Raw genomic sequence first — 16,546 nt, forward strand, 5'->3', positions numbered from 1 at the left:
GTCAGGCGCCGACGATCCCACCGTCTTCACGGGTGATTGCCATCACCGAAGACCGTGGCTTGCCGTTCGGCAAATGCTCGGGGAATGTCGAACCACCGTTCTCTCCGGGATGCTGAATCCCCACGAACAGCGTCTTTTGATCCGGCGAGAAGCTGATCCCCGTGACCTCGCAACCGATCGGCCCGACCATGAAACGCCGGATTTCCCCGGTCGCGGGGTCGGCGCAGAGCATCTGGTTGTTGCCCATGCCGGCAAAGTCACCGGCATTGCTCGAGTCGCCATCGGTGAGGATCCACAACCTTCCAGCCTTGTCGAAGCCCAGCCCATCCGGGCTGTTGAACATGTTCTGCGGCGTGATGTTGGACGAACCACCCTTCGGCGTACCGGCGTGGACCTGCGGGTTGCCCGCGACCACGAACAGGTCCCAGGCAAAACTGTTCGAGGCGTGATCGTCGCGGTCGGTGCGCCAGCGCAGAATCTGTCCGTAGACATTTTTCTCCCGCGGGTTGGGGCCGCCGACGGGCTGGCCATCTTCACCGCGCTTGGCGTTGTTGGTCAGGGTGCAATAGACCTGGCCATCCTTGGGGCTGACGACGATCCACTCCGGGCGGTCCATGCGTGTGGCTTTGACCGCCGAGGCCGCGAGGCGCGCGTTGATCAGCACGTCGGCCTGGCTGGCGAAGCCACTGCTGGCGTCGATGCCGTTCTTGCCGTGGGTCAACTCGACCCATTCGCCCTGTCCTTTCGGGTGGTCGGCATTGCCGTCGCCTGCATCGAAGCGCGCCACGTACAGGGTGCCGTGGTCCAGCAGGTCGCGATTGGCTTTAGGGTTCTTGTGGTTGATCCGGTCGCGGCTGACGAACTTGTAGATGAACTCGCCGCGCTCGTCGTCGCCCATGTACACCACGGCGCGACCGTCATGGGTCTCGGCCAGGGCAGCGTTTTCATGTTTGAAACGGCCCAGGGCCGTGCGCTTGACTGGTGTCGATGTCGGGTCGAACGGATCGATTTCCACCACCCAGCCGTGACGGTTCAGTTCGTTGGGGTTTTTCGCCAGGTCGAAGCGCTCGTCGTGTGGGTGCCAGTTGATCTCTTTACTGGCGGCGACCACACCGTAGCGCTTCTGCGCGGCATCGAATTTCTGCTCGGCATTGCTGCTGCCGAAGCAGTCGGTGAAGTTCTCTTCACACGTCAGGTACGTGCCCCAGGGTGTCTTGCCGTTGGCGCAGTTCTGGAAGGTGCCGAGGACGTTCCTGCCGTGCGGGTCGGCGCTGGTTTTCAACAGGTCATGGCCGGCGGCGGGGCCACTCAGGCTGATCGGCGCGTTACCGTGGATGCGCCGGTTGTAGCGCGAGCCCTGGACGAATTGCCATTGGCCCTTCTTGCGCTGCACTTCAATCACCGACACGCCTTCGCAGGCCAGCGCCTTGCGCACTTCTTCAGCCGACTGCGGCATGCCGCCGTGGGGGTAGAGGTAGCGATAGTTGGTGTATTCGTTGTTGATCGCCATCAGCGCCCGGTCTTTTTCCCCGGGGAATTCGAACAGGCTCATGCCGTCGTTGTTGTCGCCGAACTGCACTTCCTGCTGCGCGGCAGTGCCGTTGCCGCTCGGGTCGAACGCCGGACCGTCCTTGTGCAGCGGTTGGCCCCAACTGATCAGCACCGAGGACTTGTAGCCCGGCGGCAGGGTAATGGCATCGCGGGTGTCGGCCGGGATGCTGGCAAAGCCCAGCAGCGTGCTGTTGCCGGCGCTGACGCTGGCGGCGAGTACGCTGCGGCTGAGCAGGTTGCCGCCCAGGAACATGGCGGCACCGCACAAGGCGCCCGCGCTGATGAAGCCACGACGGCTGAGGCCGACCATGTTTTCAAGGTCGGTGGATTGGTTGTCTTCTAATAGGCTCACGTCAGGCTCCCTGCGGTTTTTGCAGTCACCTTAAAGCGCATAAATGACGCTTGTGTTTCAGAGCTGTGTACCGAGCAGCACGTTCGACGCGGCGAACTGCACCCGCACCGCTCGATTGACCGACAAACCACGGGTTCGCAGATCCAGTGGTTCGGCCAGTGCGCACAGGGTCTGGCCATTGGGCAGGGTGATGCGCACCTCGCTGGGGCCGTCTTCGGCGTCGAGGATTTCTTCGATAATGCCGGTCAAGTCATTGTGTCCCGGTGTTGCAGGGCTTTCGATGGGCAGCACGTCAAGCCAGCCGGCCTTGATCAGGGCGACCACTTCGCTGCCCGGTTCCAGCGCCAGGCGCAGGGTGCTGCTGTGAGTGATCTGTGCGTCGAGGATCAGGCCTTCGGCCAGTTCCAGGCGAATCAGGTCGTTGCGCCCCTGTGCCTCGATCGCCTTGACCTTGCCGTGCAACTGATTGCGCGCGCTGGTTCTGAGCATCAGGCGACCGAGCAGATCGAGGTCGCTGGCCTCTTCGGCGGCTTCCAGCACCTGGGCCTGCAACGCCTGCAGTTTCTGATACAGGCGCAGGACGCGCTCGCCCTCGCTGGACAGCTTGGCGCCGCCACCGCCCTTGCCGCCGACACTGCGTTCCACCAGGGGTTTTTGCGCGAGGTTGTTCAATTCGTCGATGGCGTCCCATGCCGCTTTGTAGCTCAGGCCCGCGCTTTTCGCGGCGCGGGTGATCGAGCCCTGATCGGCGATGTGTTGCAGTAACGCAATGCGTTGAGGGCGACGAACGATGTGTTGGGACAGCAGGGTAGGCAGGGACATGGCTGGGTGCTTTGGCGGATGTATGTCAAGACGTTGGCGGCTGAAGCCCCGGTAGTCAAGTTGGACCGCGATCCTGTGGGAGCGGGCTTGCTCGCGATGGCGGCCTCACAGACGACTTCGATGTTGAATGCCGAGCCGCTTTCGCGAGCAAGCCCGCTCCCACAGGGTGTGCGGGTTTAGTCCCCTGGTTTGGGCGTGCGTGCCAGGCAATAGACATCGACCCGCGCGGCTCCGGCCTCCATCAACAGGCGTGCCAGGGCTTGCGCGGTGGCGCCGGTGGTCAGCACGTCGTCCACCAGGGCCAGGTGGCGCCCCCTGATCGACGCCTCAGGCATCAAGGCGAAGGCGTGGCGCAGGTTTTTCCGGCGGGCATCGGCCTTGAGGGCCTGCTGGGCGCTGGTGTCCTGGGTGCGCTGGAGCAACCGTTCGTCGCAAGGGATGCCCAGATGCTCACTCAACCAGCGGGCCAGCATCGTGGCCTGGTTGAAACCGCGTTGGCGCAGGCGTTTAACGGCGAGCGGAACGGGAACCAGCGCCTCCGGTCGTGCCAGTGCTTCATCGAAACGATAGTGCAGGGATTGCGCGAGAAGTTCGGCCAACAGGCGGCCAAGGGGCCACTTGGCGCTGTGTTTGAAGCGGGTGATCAGGCTGTCGACCGGAAAGCTGTAGGTCCAGGGTGCAATCACCTGCTGAAAGGCCGGCGGTTGCTGCATGCATTGACCGCAAGTCAGGCCTGATGTGGGCAGAGGCAGCGCGCAGGTATCACAGTGATCGCCAAGCCAGGGCAGATCGGCCTCGCAGGCCAGGCAGATGGGCCTGATGTCTTCGGTGCTTTCACTGCACAACAAACAGTGCTGATCATTATTTAACCAGATGTAAACCTTTCCTGCGTTACGTGGTTGACAGTGCATCGCTCTTCCTTAAATATGCCAAACATCCGTGTCGCGCCTGGGGTTATTCCCTGCCCCAGTCGTCAGTCCAGCATAGAACCTTGACCTGCTTAAAATAAAGGTAACGCCCATGAGCGCCAGCACCTCTGCCACCCTGCGTCATGACTGGTCTTTGGCCGAAGTCAAAGCTCTCTTCGTTCAGCCATTCAATGACCTGTTGTTCCAGGCGCAGACCGTGCACCGCGCGCACTTCGACGCCAACCGTGTGCAGGTGTCCACGCTGCTCTCGATCAAGACCGGCGCCTGCCCGGAAGACTGCAAATACTGTCCGCAGTCCGGTCACTACAACACCGGCCTGGAAAAAGAAAAGCTGATGGAAGTGCAGAAGGTCCTCGAAGAGGCCGCCCGCGCCAAGGCCATCGGTTCGACCCGGTTCTGCATGGGCGCCGCCTGGAAACACCCGTCGGCCAAAGACATGCCCTACGTGCTGAAAATGGTCGAAGGGGTGAAGGCCCTGGGCCTGGAAACCTGCATGACCCTCGGCCGCCTCGATCAGGAGCAGACCGAGGCGCTGGCCAAGGCCGGCCTCGACTACTACAACCACAACCTTGATACCTCGCCGGAGTTCTACGGCAGCATCATCACCACCCGCACCTACAGCGAGCGCCTGCAAACTCTGGCCTATGTGCGGGATTCGGGGATGAAGATCTGTTCCGGCGGTATCCTCGGCATGGGCGAGTCCCTCGACGACCGCGCCAACCTGCTGATCCAGCTGGCCAACCTGCCGGAGCATCCGGAGTCGGTGCCGATCAACATGCTGGTGAAAGTGGCCGGCACACCGCTGGAAAACGCCGAAGACATCGACCCGTTCGACTTCATCCGCATGCTCGCCGTTGCGCGCATCCTGATGCCCAAATCCCACGTACGCCTGTCCGCCGGCCGCGAAGCCATGAACGAGCAGATGCAGGCCCTGGCGTTCTTCGCCGGCGCCAACTCGATCTTCTATGGCGAAAAACTGCTGACCACCGCCAACCCGCAGGCCGACAAGGACATGCGACTGTTTTCGCGTCTGGGCATCCTGCCGGAAGCCCGCGAGGAACATGCCGATGAGGTGCACCAGGCCGCCATCGAGCAGGCACTGGTCGAGCAGAAGAGCAGCGAGATGTTCTATAACGCGGCGGTTTGATGCGACACACATCGAATGTGGGAGCGGGCCTGCTCGCGAAGACGGACTGACACTCACGTTCATGTCGTCTGATACACCGCTTTCGCGAGCAAGCCCGCTCCCACATGAGATCGGGTTCCTGATTTATGCAATCTGACAGTCCGAGGCCTGCATGTCTTTCGATCTCGCTGCACGCCTGGCTGCCCGTCGTGCCGACAACCTCTACCGCCAACGCCCCTTGCTCGAAAGCCCGCAGGGACCCGAGGTGGTGGTCGATGGTCAGCCGTTGCTGGCGTTCTGCAACAACGATTACCTGGGCCTGGCCAATCACCCGCAGGTGATCGAGGCCTGGCGCGCCGGCGCTGCGAAATGGGGCGTCGGTGGTGGCGCCTCGCACTTGGTGATCGGCCACAGCGGCCCGCATCATGCGCTGGAAGAAGCCCTGGCCGATTTGACCGGGCGCCCGCGTGCGCTGCTGTTCACCACCGGTTACATGGCCAACCTCGGCGCTGTCACGGCGTTGGTGGGGCAGGGCGATACCGTGCTGGAAGACCGGCTCAATCACGCCTCGCTGCTCGATGCCGGGCTGTTGTCCGGTGCGCGATTCAGCCGCTACCTGCACAACGACCCGGCAAGTCTGGCCAGTCGGCTGGAGAAGGCCACCGGCAATACCCTGGTGGTCACCGATGGAGTGTTCAGCATGGACGGCGACCTCGCCGACCTGCCGGCCCTGGCCCGCGAGGCCAAGGACCGGGGCGCGTGGCTGATGGTCGACGACGCACACGGCTTCGGTCCGTTGGGCGCCAATGGCGCAGGGATCGTCGAGCATTTCGGCCTGAGCCAGGATGACGTCCCGGTGCTGGTCGGCACCCTCGGCAAGGCATTTGGCACGGCAGGCGCCTTTGTGGCCGGCAGCGAGGAGCTGATCGAAAGCCTGATCCAGTTCGCCCGCCCCTACATCTACACCACCAGCCAACCGCCGGCCCTGGCCTGCGCAACCCTGAAAAGCCTCGAACTGTTGCGGACCGAACATTGGCGGCGCGAGCATCTGAACGCGCTGATCCGGCAGTTCCGTCAAGGCGCGGAACAGATCGGCCTGGAGCTGATGGACAGCTTCACGCCGATCCAGCCGATCATGATCGGCGATGCCGGGCGTGCGGTGCGCCTGTCCCAAGGGCTGCGTGAACGCGGGTTGATGGTGACCGCCATCCGCCCGCCGACCGTGCCCGCCGGCAGCGCTCGCTTGCGCGTGACCCTGACCGCCGCCCACAGCGCGGCGCAGGTGCAGCTATTGTTAGAGGGACTGGCCGATTGCTTTCAATCTTTGGGACCGGAGCCAAGCCATGCGTGACCGCCTGATTCTGCTGCCCGGCTGGGGGCTCGGCATTTCTCCGCTGGAGCCATTGGCCGCCGCACTCAAAGGGCTGGACGAACACCTGCGGGTCGAGATCGAACCGCTGCCGGAACTGACATCCTGTGACCCTGGCGACTGGCTCGACGAGCTCGACGCCAATGTGCCACAGGACGCCTGGCTCGGTGGCTGGTCCCTGGGCGGCATGCTCGCTGCCGAGCTGGCGGCGCGGCGCGGTGATCGTTGCTGCGGTTTGCTGACCCTGGCCAGCAATCCCTCGTTTGTTGCCCATGAGCAATGGCCGGGTGCGATGCCCGGCGAGACTTTCGACGCCTTCCTGGCCGGCTGCGCTGCTGATCCACGGGGGACGCTCAAGCGTTTTTCTCTGCTCTGTGCCCAAGGTGCCGAAGACCCGCGCGGGCTGTCACGGTTGCTGCTCGGCGGTGCGCCCAATACCGCGACAGCGGTATTGATGGGCGGTCTGGAATTGCTGGCACAACTGGATACCCGTCAGGCGTTGCAAGCGTTCCGCGGCCCGCAGATGCACCTGTTCGCCGGGCTCGACGGCCTGGTGCCGGCAGAGGCCGCGAGTGATTTGCTGGCGTTGCTGCCGGATGTCGAAATCGGCCTGATTGAACAGGCCAGCCACGCGTTTCTCCTGGAAGACCCGCACGGAGTGGCGGGTGCGATCCAGGCCTTTTTGCATGAGTCCGGCGATGACTGATTTATCCCTTCCAAAGCTGCCCGGCGCGTTGCCGGACAAGCGTCAGGTGGCGGCTTCCTTTTCCCGCGCGGCGGCCAGCTATGACAGCGTGGCCGAATTGCAACGCGATGTCGGCAATCAGTTGCTGAGCCGATTGCCTCGTGACTTCGTACCGGGCCGCTGGCTCGACCTGGGCAGTGGCACCGGGCATTTCAGTCGGTTGCTGAGCACGCGCTTTCCCGAGGGCGACGGTGTGGCGCTGGACATCGCCGAAGGCATGCTCAATCACGCGCGTCCGCTGGGCGGGGCCGCCCATTTCATCGCTGGCGATGCGGAGCGTCTGCCGCTGCGGGAAGCGACCTGTGACCTGATTTTCTCCAGCCTGGCCGTGCAGTGGTGTGCCGATTTCGCCTCAGTGCTCAGCGAAGCGCGGCGTGTACTGAAACCGGGTGGTATTTTCGCGTTTGCTAGTCTGTGCGTGGGCACACTGGCAGAGCTGCGTGACAGCTGGCGGCAAGTGGATGGCATGGTCCACGTCAATCGCTTCCGTGAGTTCGAGGGTTATCAGCAACTGTGTGCCGCCAGCGGTTTGCGGATCGTGGGTCTGCAAACCCGGGCACATGTGCTGCATTACCCGGATGTGCGCAGCCTGACCCATGAGCTCAAGGCGTTGGGGGCGCACAACCTGAACCCTGGGCGACCCGGTGGATTGACCGGGCGGGCGCGGATTCTCGGTCTGGTGGAGGCTTATGAGCAGTTTCGCCAGGCCCCTGGGCTGCCGGCGACTTATCAAGTGGTGTATGCCGTTTTGGAGAAACCCTTATGAGCGCAGCGTATTTCATCACCGGTACCGACACCGATGTCGGCAAGACCACCGTCGCCGCAGGTCTGCTGCATGCGGCAAGGTTGGCAGGGCTGAGTACGGCGGCGGGTAAACCGGTGGCCTCGGGTTGCGACGTCACGCCCAAGGGCTTGCGCAATGCCGATGCACTGGCACTGCTGGCCGAATGTTCGCTGCCGCTGACCTATGCCCAGGTCAATCCGGTCGCGTTCGAACCGGCCATCGCGCCGCACCTCGCGGCGCGGGAGGCGGGCGTGGCGTTGACCGTGCAATCGCTGCTGGCACCGATGCGGCAGATTCTGGACATGCAGGCCGATTTCACTCTGATCGAGGGCGCAGGCGGCTGGCGTGTGCCGCTGGCGGACCAGGACAACCTGTCGGACCTGGCCATGGCGCTGGGCCTGCCGGTGATTCTGGTGGTCGGCGTGCGGTTGGGATGCATCAACCATGCGTTGCTGACGGCCGAAGCCATTGCCCAGGACGGTTTGCAACTGGCCGGCTGGGTGGCCAACATCATCGATGCAAAAACGGCGCGCCTGGAAGAAAACCTCGCCACGCTGGCCGAACGCATCCCCGCACCGTGCCTTGGCCGGGTGCCGAAGCTCAAGCTGTTGACGGCCGAAGCGGTCGCCGAACACCTTCAGCTGGATCTGTTGGACTGACGCCTGGCGGCAATGGTTTTGCCTATGACAAGGCACTGTGCCATTAGTGTTTTTGTCGAGCGTTATGCCGCGATGTCTGCTTCAATGAGCACCGTTGATCCTTTGTCAGGACGAGTTCTCCCATGGAAATCTCAGGAAACACCGCTTTTTATGCCGGTCTGAGCACTATTCAGACGGGGCAGAACCGTGTCGATCAGGCGTCTGGCCAGATCGCCAACAATACGATCGAGCGTTCGGTCACCAGCCAGTCTTCCGAAGTCCAGGTCAATCGCCTGCGTTCCGTCGATCGCAGCCAGCAATCGGACCTGAGCAGCAACATGGTCGAAATGGCCCAGGGCAAGTTTCAGGTCGAGGCGGGCGTCAAGGTTGCCAAGGCTTCCGATGAAGTGCTCGGCACGCTGATCGACACCTTCGCCTGATTCTGCGCTGAATCCACACTGCCAACGCCGCGACCTGTCGCGGCGTTTTTGCGTGTAAGTCCTTCTTCTCCCACTAAACTTTCCTGTGCGCTCGCGCGCCTTCGCAGCGTCGTGCCGTTCGCGTGCGTGCGACATTCGCGCACAGTGATGACGAACGGCAAAAGATCGACGCTTGACAAGATTTAGGCGTAAACGTATGTTTCAAACAACTGTTTGACCGTCACAACAAAACAAGCGGTCGTTCATTCCCGGTTACATCAGCAGAGGTTTATCGCTATGCCTGACTACAAGGCCCCCTTGCGTGATATTCGCTTCGTTCGTGACGAACTGCTCGGCTACGAAGCGCACTATCAGAGCCTTCCGGCTTGCGCAGACGCCACTCCGGACATGGTTGACGCCATTCTCGAAGAAGGCGCCAAGTTTTGTGAACAGGTGCTGGCACCGCTGAACCGCGTGGGTGACACCGAAGGCTGCACCTGGAGCGAGTCCGGGGTTAAAACCCCGACCGGTTTCAAGGAAGCCTACAAGCAATTCGTCGAAGGCGGCTGGCCAAGCCTGGCCCACGACGTCGAGCACGGCGGTCAGGGCCTGCCTGAGTCGCTGGGGCTGGCGGTCAGTGAAATGGTCGGCGAAGCCAACTGGTCGTGGGGCATGTACCCGGGCCTGTCCCATGGCGCGATGAACACCATCTCCGAGCACGGCACCCCTGAGCAGCAAGATGCCTACCTGACCAAACTGGTTTCGGGCGAGTGGACCGGCACCATGTGCCTGACCGAGCCGCACTGCGGCACCGACCTGGGCATGCTGCGGACCAAGGCCGAGCCTCAGGCCGACGGTTCCTACAAAGTCTCCGGTACCAAAATCTTCATCTCGGCCGGTGAACACGACATGGCCGACAACATCGTCCACATCGTGCTGGCTCGCCTGCCGGATGCCCCGGCGGGTACCAAAGGTATTTCGCTGTTCATCGTGCCCAAGTTCCTGCCAAACGCAGACGGCTCGATCGGTGCGCGCAACGCCGTGTCCTGCGGTTCGATCGAACACAAGATGGGCATCCACGGTAACGCGACCTGCGTGATGAACTTCGACGCCGCCACCGGTTACCTGATCGGCCCGGCGAACAAGGGTCTGAACTGCATGTTCACCTTCATGAACACCGCACGCCTGGGCACCGCGCTGCAAGGCCTGGCCCACGCTGAAATCGGTTTCCAGGGTGGCTTGAAGTACGCCCGTGATCGCCTGCAGATGCGTTCGCTGACGGGCCCGAAAGCGCCGGACAAAGCCGCTGATCCGATCATCGTTCACCCTGACGTGCGCCGCATGCTGCTGACCATGAAAGCGTTCGCCGAAGGCAACCGCGCAATGGTCTACTTCACCGCCAAGCAGGTCGACATCGTCAAATACGGCGTGGATGAAGAAGAGAAGAAGAAAGCCGACGCACTGCTGGCGTTCATGACGCCGATCGCCAAGGCCTTCATGACCGAAGTCGGTTTCGAATCGGCCAACCACGGCGTACAGATCTACGGCGGTCACGGCTTCATCGCCGAGTGGGGCATGGAGCAGAACGTTCGCGACAGCCGCATTTCGATGCTGTACGAAGGCACCACCGGTATTCAGGCCCTCGACCTGCTCGGCCGCAAGGTGCTGATGACCCAGGGCGAAGCCCTGAAAGGCTTCACCAAGATCGTTCACAAGTTCTGCCAGAGCAACGAAGGCAACGAAGCGGTTCAAGAGTTCGTCGCACCGCTGGCTGCATTGAACAAGGAATGGGGCGAGCTGACCATGAAGGTCGGTATGGCCGCCATGAAAGACCGCGAAGAAGTCGGCGCGGCCTCCGTGGACTACCTGATGTATTCCGGTTACGCCTGCCTGGCCTATTTCTGGGCTGACATGGCGCGTCTGGCTGCCGAGAAGCTGGCGGCCGGTACCACCGACACCGCGTTCTATACGGCGAAGCTGCAGACGGCGCGTTTCTACTTCCAGCGCATCCTGCCGCGTACCCGCACTCACGTTGCAACCATGCTGTCGGGCGCCAACAACCTGATGGACATGAAAGAAGAAGACTTCGCCCTGGGCTACTAAGCCTCAAGGCGGTCTCATCGAAAACCGCTGCCCCTTCGAGGGCAGCGGTTTTTTTTTGCGCTCGATTGTTCCTGAGCGCCGATGAGGCCGAGGCGTTGCACCGTTTCACGGATATCTGCCTGACAGACCTGTATGGAGGAAAGTGCAGGCCCTGTCCCAGTGCCCCTCGCGGGTCATTCCCGCAGCGATCTCTGACTGTCGATGGGAGCACCGGGATGCACGGTTGCATCCCGTTACACAGCAGCCTTGAAAAAACCTGACTAAATGACTCAGAAAGTCGGAGGTTCTGCCGTTAAAGTATGTGGGCACATTGCCATCTATTGATCTGACGGGTCGGAGCTTTACCCTTGCCGCGTTCTTCCGCTGTACGTTTCAGTCATTTCCTGCCGTCTCTCCTGCTGTTGTTCTCGGGGCTGGCGGCGGCGTACGTCAAGGATCTGAACGTCTTCTTCACTTCACTGTTCAACGTGCTGCCTACGTTGGTGCTGCTGCTGGGCGGCGCGTACTGCGCGGTTTACCGGCGTCAGCGCGAGCTGTTTCTGATGGTCACGGTGTACATCGCCTACTTCCTGCTGGATACCCAGACCGATTACTACCGCGACAATGGCCGGGTGCGCGAAGACGCGGCGGTGATTTTCCACCTGTGTTGCCTGCTGTTGCCGCTGATGTTCGGTCTGTTCGCCGCGTGGCAGGAGCGGACCCATCTGTTTCAGGACATGGTGGCGCGATTCGCCGTGCTGCTGGCGGTCGGCAGTGTGGCGTTGGGTCTGGAGCAAAGTTACCCGCAGCCGTTGTTGATGTGGTTGTCGGAAATCCGCTGGCCGGCCCTGCACGGTGCCTGGATGAGTCTGATCCAGTTGTCCTACCCGGTGTTCTTCGCCGTATTCCTGTTGCTGGGCTGGCAGTACTGGCGCAGCCCGCGTCCCTTGCACGCGGCACAACTGGTCGGCCTGCTCGGTCTGTTCTGGGCCTTGCCGAAAACCTTCATCCTGCCGTTCACCCTCAACATCATGTGCAGCCAGGTGATGTTGATGATCGCTGCGGCAGTCGCTCACGAAGCCTATCAAATGGCTTTCCGCGACGAGCTCACCGGCCTGCCGGGTCGCCGTGCGTTGAACGAGCGCATGCAACGGCTGGGACGCAACTACGTGCTGGCGATGAGCGATGTCGATCACTTCAAGAAATTCAACGACACCCACGGACACGACGTCGGCGACCAGGTGCTGCGGCTGGTGGCCAGCAAACTGTCGAAAATCGGCGGTGGCGGCAGGGCGTATCGCTACGGGGGCGAGGAATTTGCCCTGGTGTTCGCGGGCAAGACGCTCGAGGAGTGCCTGCCGCACCTGGAAGTCATCCGCGAATCGATCGAGACCTACAGTATTCACCTGCGTAACCAGGACAGCCGTCCCCAGGACGACCAGCAGGGCCGCCAGCGCCGTTCCGGTTCCGCTGCGTCCACGGTATCGGTCACCGTCAGCATCGGCGTCGCCGAGCGCGTGGACCAGCGCAACCCGGAGAAGGTGCTCAAGTCCGCCGACGAAGCCCTCTATGCGGCCAAGGGGGCCGGGCGAAACTGTGTGATGGCCTATGGGCAGAACCGCCGCGGCGCGGTGCGCACGGAGGCGGCTGTCGGTTGAGTGATGATGGCGCATTCAGCGTCTGGACTGTGATTGTGGGGTGGGACCGGCGGCAGTAGGTTTAGGCATCGGCTACCGGAGGAATGACCATGCCCGAGTACAAGGCCCCCCTGCGCGACATGCGCTTTCTGATCGACCATGTCTTCGATTTCCACGGCAGCTATGCGGCGCTGGGCGCCACCGAGGCCAGCCCGGACATGGTCAATGCGATCCTCGAAGAGGGCGCGAAATTCTGCGAGAACGTGCTCGCACCGCTCAATCGCAGCGGTGACGAGGAAGGCTGTCATTTCGACAATGGCGTGGTGACGACCCCGGCGGGCTTCAAGCAGGCATTCGCCCAATACGTGGAGGGTGGCTGGCACGGGCTGGCGGCAGATCCCGCCTATGGCGGCCAGGGTCTTCCCAGTTCCCTGGGACTGGTCATCAGCGAGATGGTCGGCTCCAGCAACACCTCCTGGGGCATGTATCCCGGCCTGACCCATGGGGCAATGTCGGCCATCCACGCCCATGGCACCGATGCACAAAAAGCCACTTATCTGAGCAAGCTGACTGCCGGCCAATGGACCGGCACCATGTGCCTGACCGAGGCCCATTGCGGTACAGACCTGGGCATCATCAAGACCCGCGCCGTGCCGGCCGCCGACGGCAGTTACGCGATCTCCGGCAGCAAGATCTTCATCTCTGCCGGCGAGCACGACCTGAGTGACAACATCGTGCACCTGGTGCTGGCGAAACTGCCGGACGCTCCGGCGGGGACCAAAGGCATTTCGCTGTTCATCGTTCCCAAGTTCCTGCCCGGTGTTCACGGTGAAGCAGGTGAGCGCAATGGCGTTTCCTGCGGTTCGATCGAACACAAGATGGGCATCAAGGCATCGGCCACCTGCGTCCTGAACTTCGATGAAGCCAGGGGCTTTCTCATCGGTGAACCGAACAAGGGCCTGAACTGCATGTTCACCATGATGAACCATGCGCGCCTCGGCACCGGGATGCAGGGCCTGTGCCTCGGTGAGGCGAGCTTCCAGGGCGCGATCAGGTACGCCAACGACCGTCTGCAGATGCGCGCGCTGACCGGCCCGAAAGCGCCGGAGAAGCCGGCCGATCCGATCATCGTCCACCCTGACGTCCGCCGGATGCTGCTGACGATGAAGGCCTTCAACGAAGGCAACCGCGCGCTGACGTACTTCACCGCACAGCTTCTGGACGTCGCGCATTTGAGTGCGGACGAAACGGCGCGTCAGGACGCCGAAGACTTGCTGGCCTTCCTGACACCGATCTGCAAGGCCTTCATGACCGACACCGGGCTGGAAGTGACCAACCACGGCATGCAAGTGTTCGGCGGTCACGGCTTCATTCGTGAGTGGGGCATGGAGCAGTTGGTGCGCGATTGCCGGATCGCACCGATTTACGAAGGCACCAACGGCATCCAGGCATTGGATCTGCTGGGACGAAAAGTGCTGGGCAGCCAGGGCAAGCTGTTGCGCGGTTTCACCCGCATCGTCCACACGTTCTGCGCGGCGAACGCCGGGCATGCGCAACTCGGCAGCTATGTGGCGCAACTCAATGAACTGAACCAGCAGTGGGGTGAAGTGACCACCCGGGTTGGCATGGCCGCGATGAAAAACCCGGACGAAGTCGGCGCTGCGTCCGTGGACTACCTGATGTACAGCGGTTACATCATCCTGGCCTACCTGTGGTTGCGCATGGCCCTGGTGGCGCAGGCGCAGCTGGAGGCAGGCGACGGCGATGCCGACTTCCATCGGGGCAAACTGGCGACCAACGCGTTTTACTTCAAGCGTCTGCTGCCGCGTACTGCGGCCCACCGCGCCGCCATCGAAGCGGGAAGCGATTGCTTGATGACGCTGCCAGCGGAGTCGTTTGCGCTTTGACGCCAGGGCGTTAATGGCATCGCGGTCCTTTCGGTGATTCGAATGGGCCGCAAGTGCGTTTCCATCGCCATAAAAACACAATGACTAAAAATTACAAAATGGTCACTAGCTGACCCTATGTGTCGCAAAAGTTGTTGGGTTACACTCGAGCCCAACGAGACACTCTTCCTACGAATCACCTGTATAAGATCCTGCGAGGTTTGCCATGGCTGACTACAAAGCGCCCCTGCGCGATATGCGCTTCGTCCTCAATGAAGTGTTCGAGGTCGCCAAACTCTGGGCCGAGTTGCCTGCACTGGCCGACACCGTCGACGCGGAAACCGTTGAAGCCATTCTTGAAGAAGCCGGCAAGGTCACCAGCAAAAGCGTCGCTCCGCTGAGCCGCGCGGCGGACGAAGAAGGTTGTCATTGGGCGGAGGGTGCCGTCACCACGCCGGCAGGTTTCCCACAGGCTTATCAGACTTATGCCGAAGGTGGCTGGGTCGGTGTCGGCGGCGATCCGGCCTACGGTGGCATGGGCATGCCCAAGGCGGTGTCGGCCCAGGTCGAGGAAATGGTCAACTCGGCGAGCCTGTCGTTCGGCCTGTACCCGATGCTGACTGCCGGTGCCTGCCTGTCGATCAACGCCCATGCCAGCGAAGAGCTGAAGGCCGCTTACCTGCCGAACATGTACGCCGGTATCTGGGCCGGCTCGATGTGCCTGACCGAGCCTCACGCCGGGACGGACCTGGGGATCATTCGCACCAAGGCCGAGCCTCAGGCCGATGGTTCCTACAAGGTCAGCGGTACCAAGATCTTCATTACCGGCGGCGAGCACGACCTGACCGAGAACATCATTCACCTGGTGCTGGCGAAACTGCCGGATGCACCGGCCGGGCCGAAAGGCATTTCGCTGTTCCTGGTGCCGAAGTTCATGGTCAATGCCGATGGCAGCCTGGGCGCGCGCAACCCGGCGAACTGCGGCTCGATCGAACACAAGATGGGTATCCAGGCGTCCGCGACCTGTGTGATGAACTTCGACGAAGCCGTGGGTTATCTGGTCGGCGAGCCGAACAAAGGTTTGGCGGCGATGTTCACGATGATGAACTACGAGCGCCTGGGGGTGGGTATCCAGGGCCTCGCCACGGGTGAGCGTTCCTATCAGAACGCCGTCGAATACGCCCGCGACCGTTTGCAAAGCCGTTCGCCAACTGGCGCGCAGAACAAGGACAAGGTGGCCGATCCGATCATCGTCCACCCGGACGTGCGTCGCATGCTGCTGACCATGAAAGCCTCGAACGAAGGCGGCCGGGCGTTCTCGACTTATGTGGCCATGCAACTGGACACCGCCAAGTTCAGCGAGGACGCTGCTACCCGCAAGCGCGCGGAAGACCTGGTCGCGTTGCTGACGCCGGTCGCCAAGGCATTCCTCACCGACCTGGGGCTGGAAACCACCGTTCACGGGCAACAAGTGTTCGGCGGTCACGGTTACATCCGCGAGTGGGGCCAGGAACAACTGGTGCGTGACGTACGCATCACCCAGATCTACGAAGGTACCAACGGTATCCAGGCGCTGGACCTGGTCGGGCGCAAGGTCGTTGGCAGTGGCGGGGCGTTCTACACACTGTTCGCCGACGAGATTCGTCATTTCACCGCGACGGCCAGTGCCGATCTGTCCGAGTTCACCAAACCGCTGAACGAGGCGCTGACCACGCTCGATGAATTGACCGCGTGGTTGCTGGATCGGGCGAAAAGCAATCCGAACGAAATCGGCGCGGCCTCGGTGGAATACCTGCAAACCTTCGGTTATGTCGCTTACGCTTACATGTGGGCGTTGATGGCCAAGGCTGCCTTGGGCAAGGAGGCGCAGGAAGATTTCTACGCGAGCAAAGTCGGTACGGCGCGGTTCTATTTCGCACGCCTGCTGCCGCGCATTCATTCGTTGAGTGCTTCGGTGAAAGCCGGCAGTGAGTCGCTGTTCCTGCTGGATGCCGCGCAGTTCTGATCGCAAGGCGTCATGTAAGCATTCTCTTACATGACGTGCTGCTCATCTCCCATAGATGCAGATTGGATCCACGGCTAATCTACTTCTCATGGACGTCGCGCAGGAAGCGCAAAGTAACAACACGGACACGTAGGATTCTGCCAGGATGGCGGAGTGAAATGGATGTCAGGGAAACAGTCTGCAAAGCCCCGCTTCGGCGGG

The 16,546-nt window shown here is 62.0% G+C and carries 13 protein-coding genes; 10 read left to right on the forward strand and 3 right to left on the reverse strand.

The window, feature by feature from the left end:
- Position 1: 1 nt before the first annotated feature.
- The 3 genes from ACM6IM_RS01290 to ACM6IM_RS01300 form a co-directional block, all read right to left on the reverse strand.
- On the reverse strand, positions 2-1,903 hold the full coding sequence (locus tag ACM6IM_RS01290) for a PhoX family protein (protein ID WP_414863955.1): 1,902 nt from the start codon (positions 1,901-1,903) through the stop codon (positions 2-4).
- Positions 1,904-1,960: 57 nt separating this feature from the next.
- A complete protein-coding gene (locus tag ACM6IM_RS01295; RefSeq protein WP_414863956.1) occupies positions 1,961-2,725 on the reverse strand; it encodes a TOBE domain-containing protein in 765 nt (254 codons plus the stop codon).
- A 176-nt stretch (positions 2,726-2,901) separates the two neighbouring features.
- Positions 2,902-3,636 (reverse strand): ComF family protein, encoded by a 735-nt coding sequence (locus ACM6IM_RS01300; protein ID WP_414863957.1) that lies wholly within the window; start codon positions 3,634-3,636, stop codon positions 2,902-2,904.
- A gap of 109 nt (positions 3,637-3,745) precedes the next feature.
- On the opposite strand from ACM6IM_RS01300, the gene bioB reads away from it, so the two are divergent.
- The 10 genes from bioB to ACM6IM_RS01350 all read left to right on the forward strand — a co-directional run bounded on the left by bioB (position 3,746) and on the right by ACM6IM_RS01350 (position 16,345).
- Positions 3,746-4,801, forward strand: a complete 1,056-nt coding sequence (gene bioB, locus ACM6IM_RS01305) for a biotin synthase BioB (RefSeq protein WP_192306571.1) — start codon at positions 3,746-3,748, stop codon at positions 4,799-4,801.
- A gap of 151 nt (positions 4,802-4,952) precedes the next feature.
- Positions 4,953-6,131 carry an 8-amino-7-oxononanoate synthase gene (bioF, locus tag ACM6IM_RS01310; protein WP_414863958.1) on the forward strand — a complete coding sequence of 393 codons (1,179 nt, stop codon included), beginning with the start codon at positions 4,953-4,955 and terminating at the stop codon, positions 6,129-6,131.
- On the forward strand, positions 6,124-6,855 hold the full coding sequence (locus tag ACM6IM_RS01315) for an alpha/beta fold hydrolase (protein ID WP_414863959.1): 732 nt from the start codon (positions 6,124-6,126) through the stop codon (positions 6,853-6,855). Before bioF ends, ACM6IM_RS01315 begins: the two co-directional genes overlap by 8 nt.
- Positions 6,848-7,660, forward strand: a complete 813-nt coding sequence (bioC, locus tag ACM6IM_RS01320; protein WP_414863960.1) for a malonyl-ACP O-methyltransferase BioC — start codon at positions 6,848-6,850, stop codon at positions 7,658-7,660. The genes ACM6IM_RS01315 and bioC overlap by 8 nt, the downstream gene beginning before the upstream one ends.
- Positions 7,657-8,337: a dethiobiotin synthase gene (gene bioD / locus ACM6IM_RS01325; protein WP_192306563.1), complete on the forward strand. Its 681-nt coding sequence runs from the start codon at positions 7,657-7,659 to the stop codon at positions 8,335-8,337. Before bioC ends, bioD begins: the two co-directional genes overlap by 4 nt.
- Before the next feature lie 122 nt (positions 8,338-8,459).
- The gene (locus ACM6IM_RS01330; RefSeq protein ID WP_414863961.1) at positions 8,460-8,756 is read left to right on the forward strand and encodes a pyrroloquinoline quinone biosynthesis protein PqqE; all 297 of its coding nucleotides are present in this window, start codon (positions 8,460-8,462) and stop codon (positions 8,754-8,756) included.
- Between the two features lie 276 nt (positions 8,757-9,032).
- Positions 9,033-10,838, forward strand: coding sequence for a phenylacyl-CoA dehydrogenase (locus tag ACM6IM_RS01335; protein WP_192306559.1), 1,806 nt, complete (start codon positions 9,033-9,035; stop codon positions 10,836-10,838).
- Positions 10,839-11,185: 347 nt separating this feature from the next.
- Complete coding sequence (locus ACM6IM_RS01340; protein ID WP_414863962.1) at positions 11,186-12,475, forward strand: GGDEF domain-containing protein; 1,290 nt, start codon at positions 11,186-11,188, stop codon at positions 12,473-12,475.
- Between the two features lie 89 nt (positions 12,476-12,564).
- Complete coding sequence (locus tag ACM6IM_RS01345; RefSeq protein WP_414863963.1) at positions 12,565-14,361, forward strand: acyl-CoA dehydrogenase C-terminal domain-containing protein; 1,797 nt, start codon at positions 12,565-12,567, stop codon at positions 14,359-14,361.
- Positions 14,362-14,566: 205 nt separating this feature from the next.
- Positions 14,567-16,345 (forward strand): acyl-CoA dehydrogenase C-terminal domain-containing protein, encoded by a 1,779-nt coding sequence (locus ACM6IM_RS01350; protein WP_192306553.1) that lies wholly within the window; start codon positions 14,567-14,569, stop codon positions 16,343-16,345.
- Positions 16,346-16,546: the final 201 nt, after the last annotated feature.

It is taken from the genome of Pseudomonas sp. IT-P12 (genome assembly GCF_949767465.1).
In the GTDB taxonomy this organism is placed as follows: Bacteria; Pseudomonadota; Gammaproteobacteria; order Pseudomonadales; family Pseudomonadaceae; genus Aquipseudomonas.

What these genes read in the sequence shown, in the direction of transcription:
- ACM6IM_RS01295 (WP_414863956.1), bottom strand. Translation starts at nt 2,725, where the DNA reads ATGTCCCTGCCTACCCTGCTGTCCCAACACATCGTTCGTCGCCCTCAA.
- ACM6IM_RS01300 (WP_414863957.1), bottom strand. Translation starts at nt 3,636, where the DNA reads ATGCACTGTCAACCACGTAACGCAGGAAAGGTTTACATCTGGTTAAAT.
- bioB (WP_192306571.1), top strand. Translation starts at nt 3,746, where the DNA reads ATGAGCGCCAGCACCTCTGCCACCCTGCGTCATGACTGGTCTTTGGCC.
- bioF (WP_414863958.1), top strand. Translation starts at nt 4,953, where the DNA reads ATGTCTTTCGATCTCGCTGCACGCCTGGCTGCCCGTCGTGCCGACAAC.
- ACM6IM_RS01315 (WP_414863959.1), top strand. Translation starts at nt 6,124, where the DNA reads ATGCGTGACCGCCTGATTCTGCTGCCCGGCTGGGGGCTCGGCATTTCT.
- bioC (WP_414863960.1), top strand. Translation starts at nt 6,848, where the DNA reads ATGACTGATTTATCCCTTCCAAAGCTGCCCGGCGCGTTGCCGGACAAG.
- bioD (WP_192306563.1), top strand. Translation starts at nt 7,657, where the DNA reads ATGAGCGCAGCGTATTTCATCACCGGTACCGACACCGATGTCGGCAAG.
- ACM6IM_RS01330 (WP_414863961.1), top strand. Translation starts at nt 8,460, where the DNA reads ATGGAAATCTCAGGAAACACCGCTTTTTATGCCGGTCTGAGCACTATT.
- ACM6IM_RS01335 (WP_192306559.1), top strand. Translation starts at nt 9,033, where the DNA reads ATGCCTGACTACAAGGCCCCCTTGCGTGATATTCGCTTCGTTCGTGAC.
- ACM6IM_RS01345 (WP_414863963.1), top strand. Translation starts at nt 12,565, where the DNA reads ATGCCCGAGTACAAGGCCCCCCTGCGCGACATGCGCTTTCTGATCGAC.
- ACM6IM_RS01350 (WP_192306553.1), top strand. Translation starts at nt 14,567, where the DNA reads ATGGCTGACTACAAAGCGCCCCTGCGCGATATGCGCTTCGTCCTCAAT.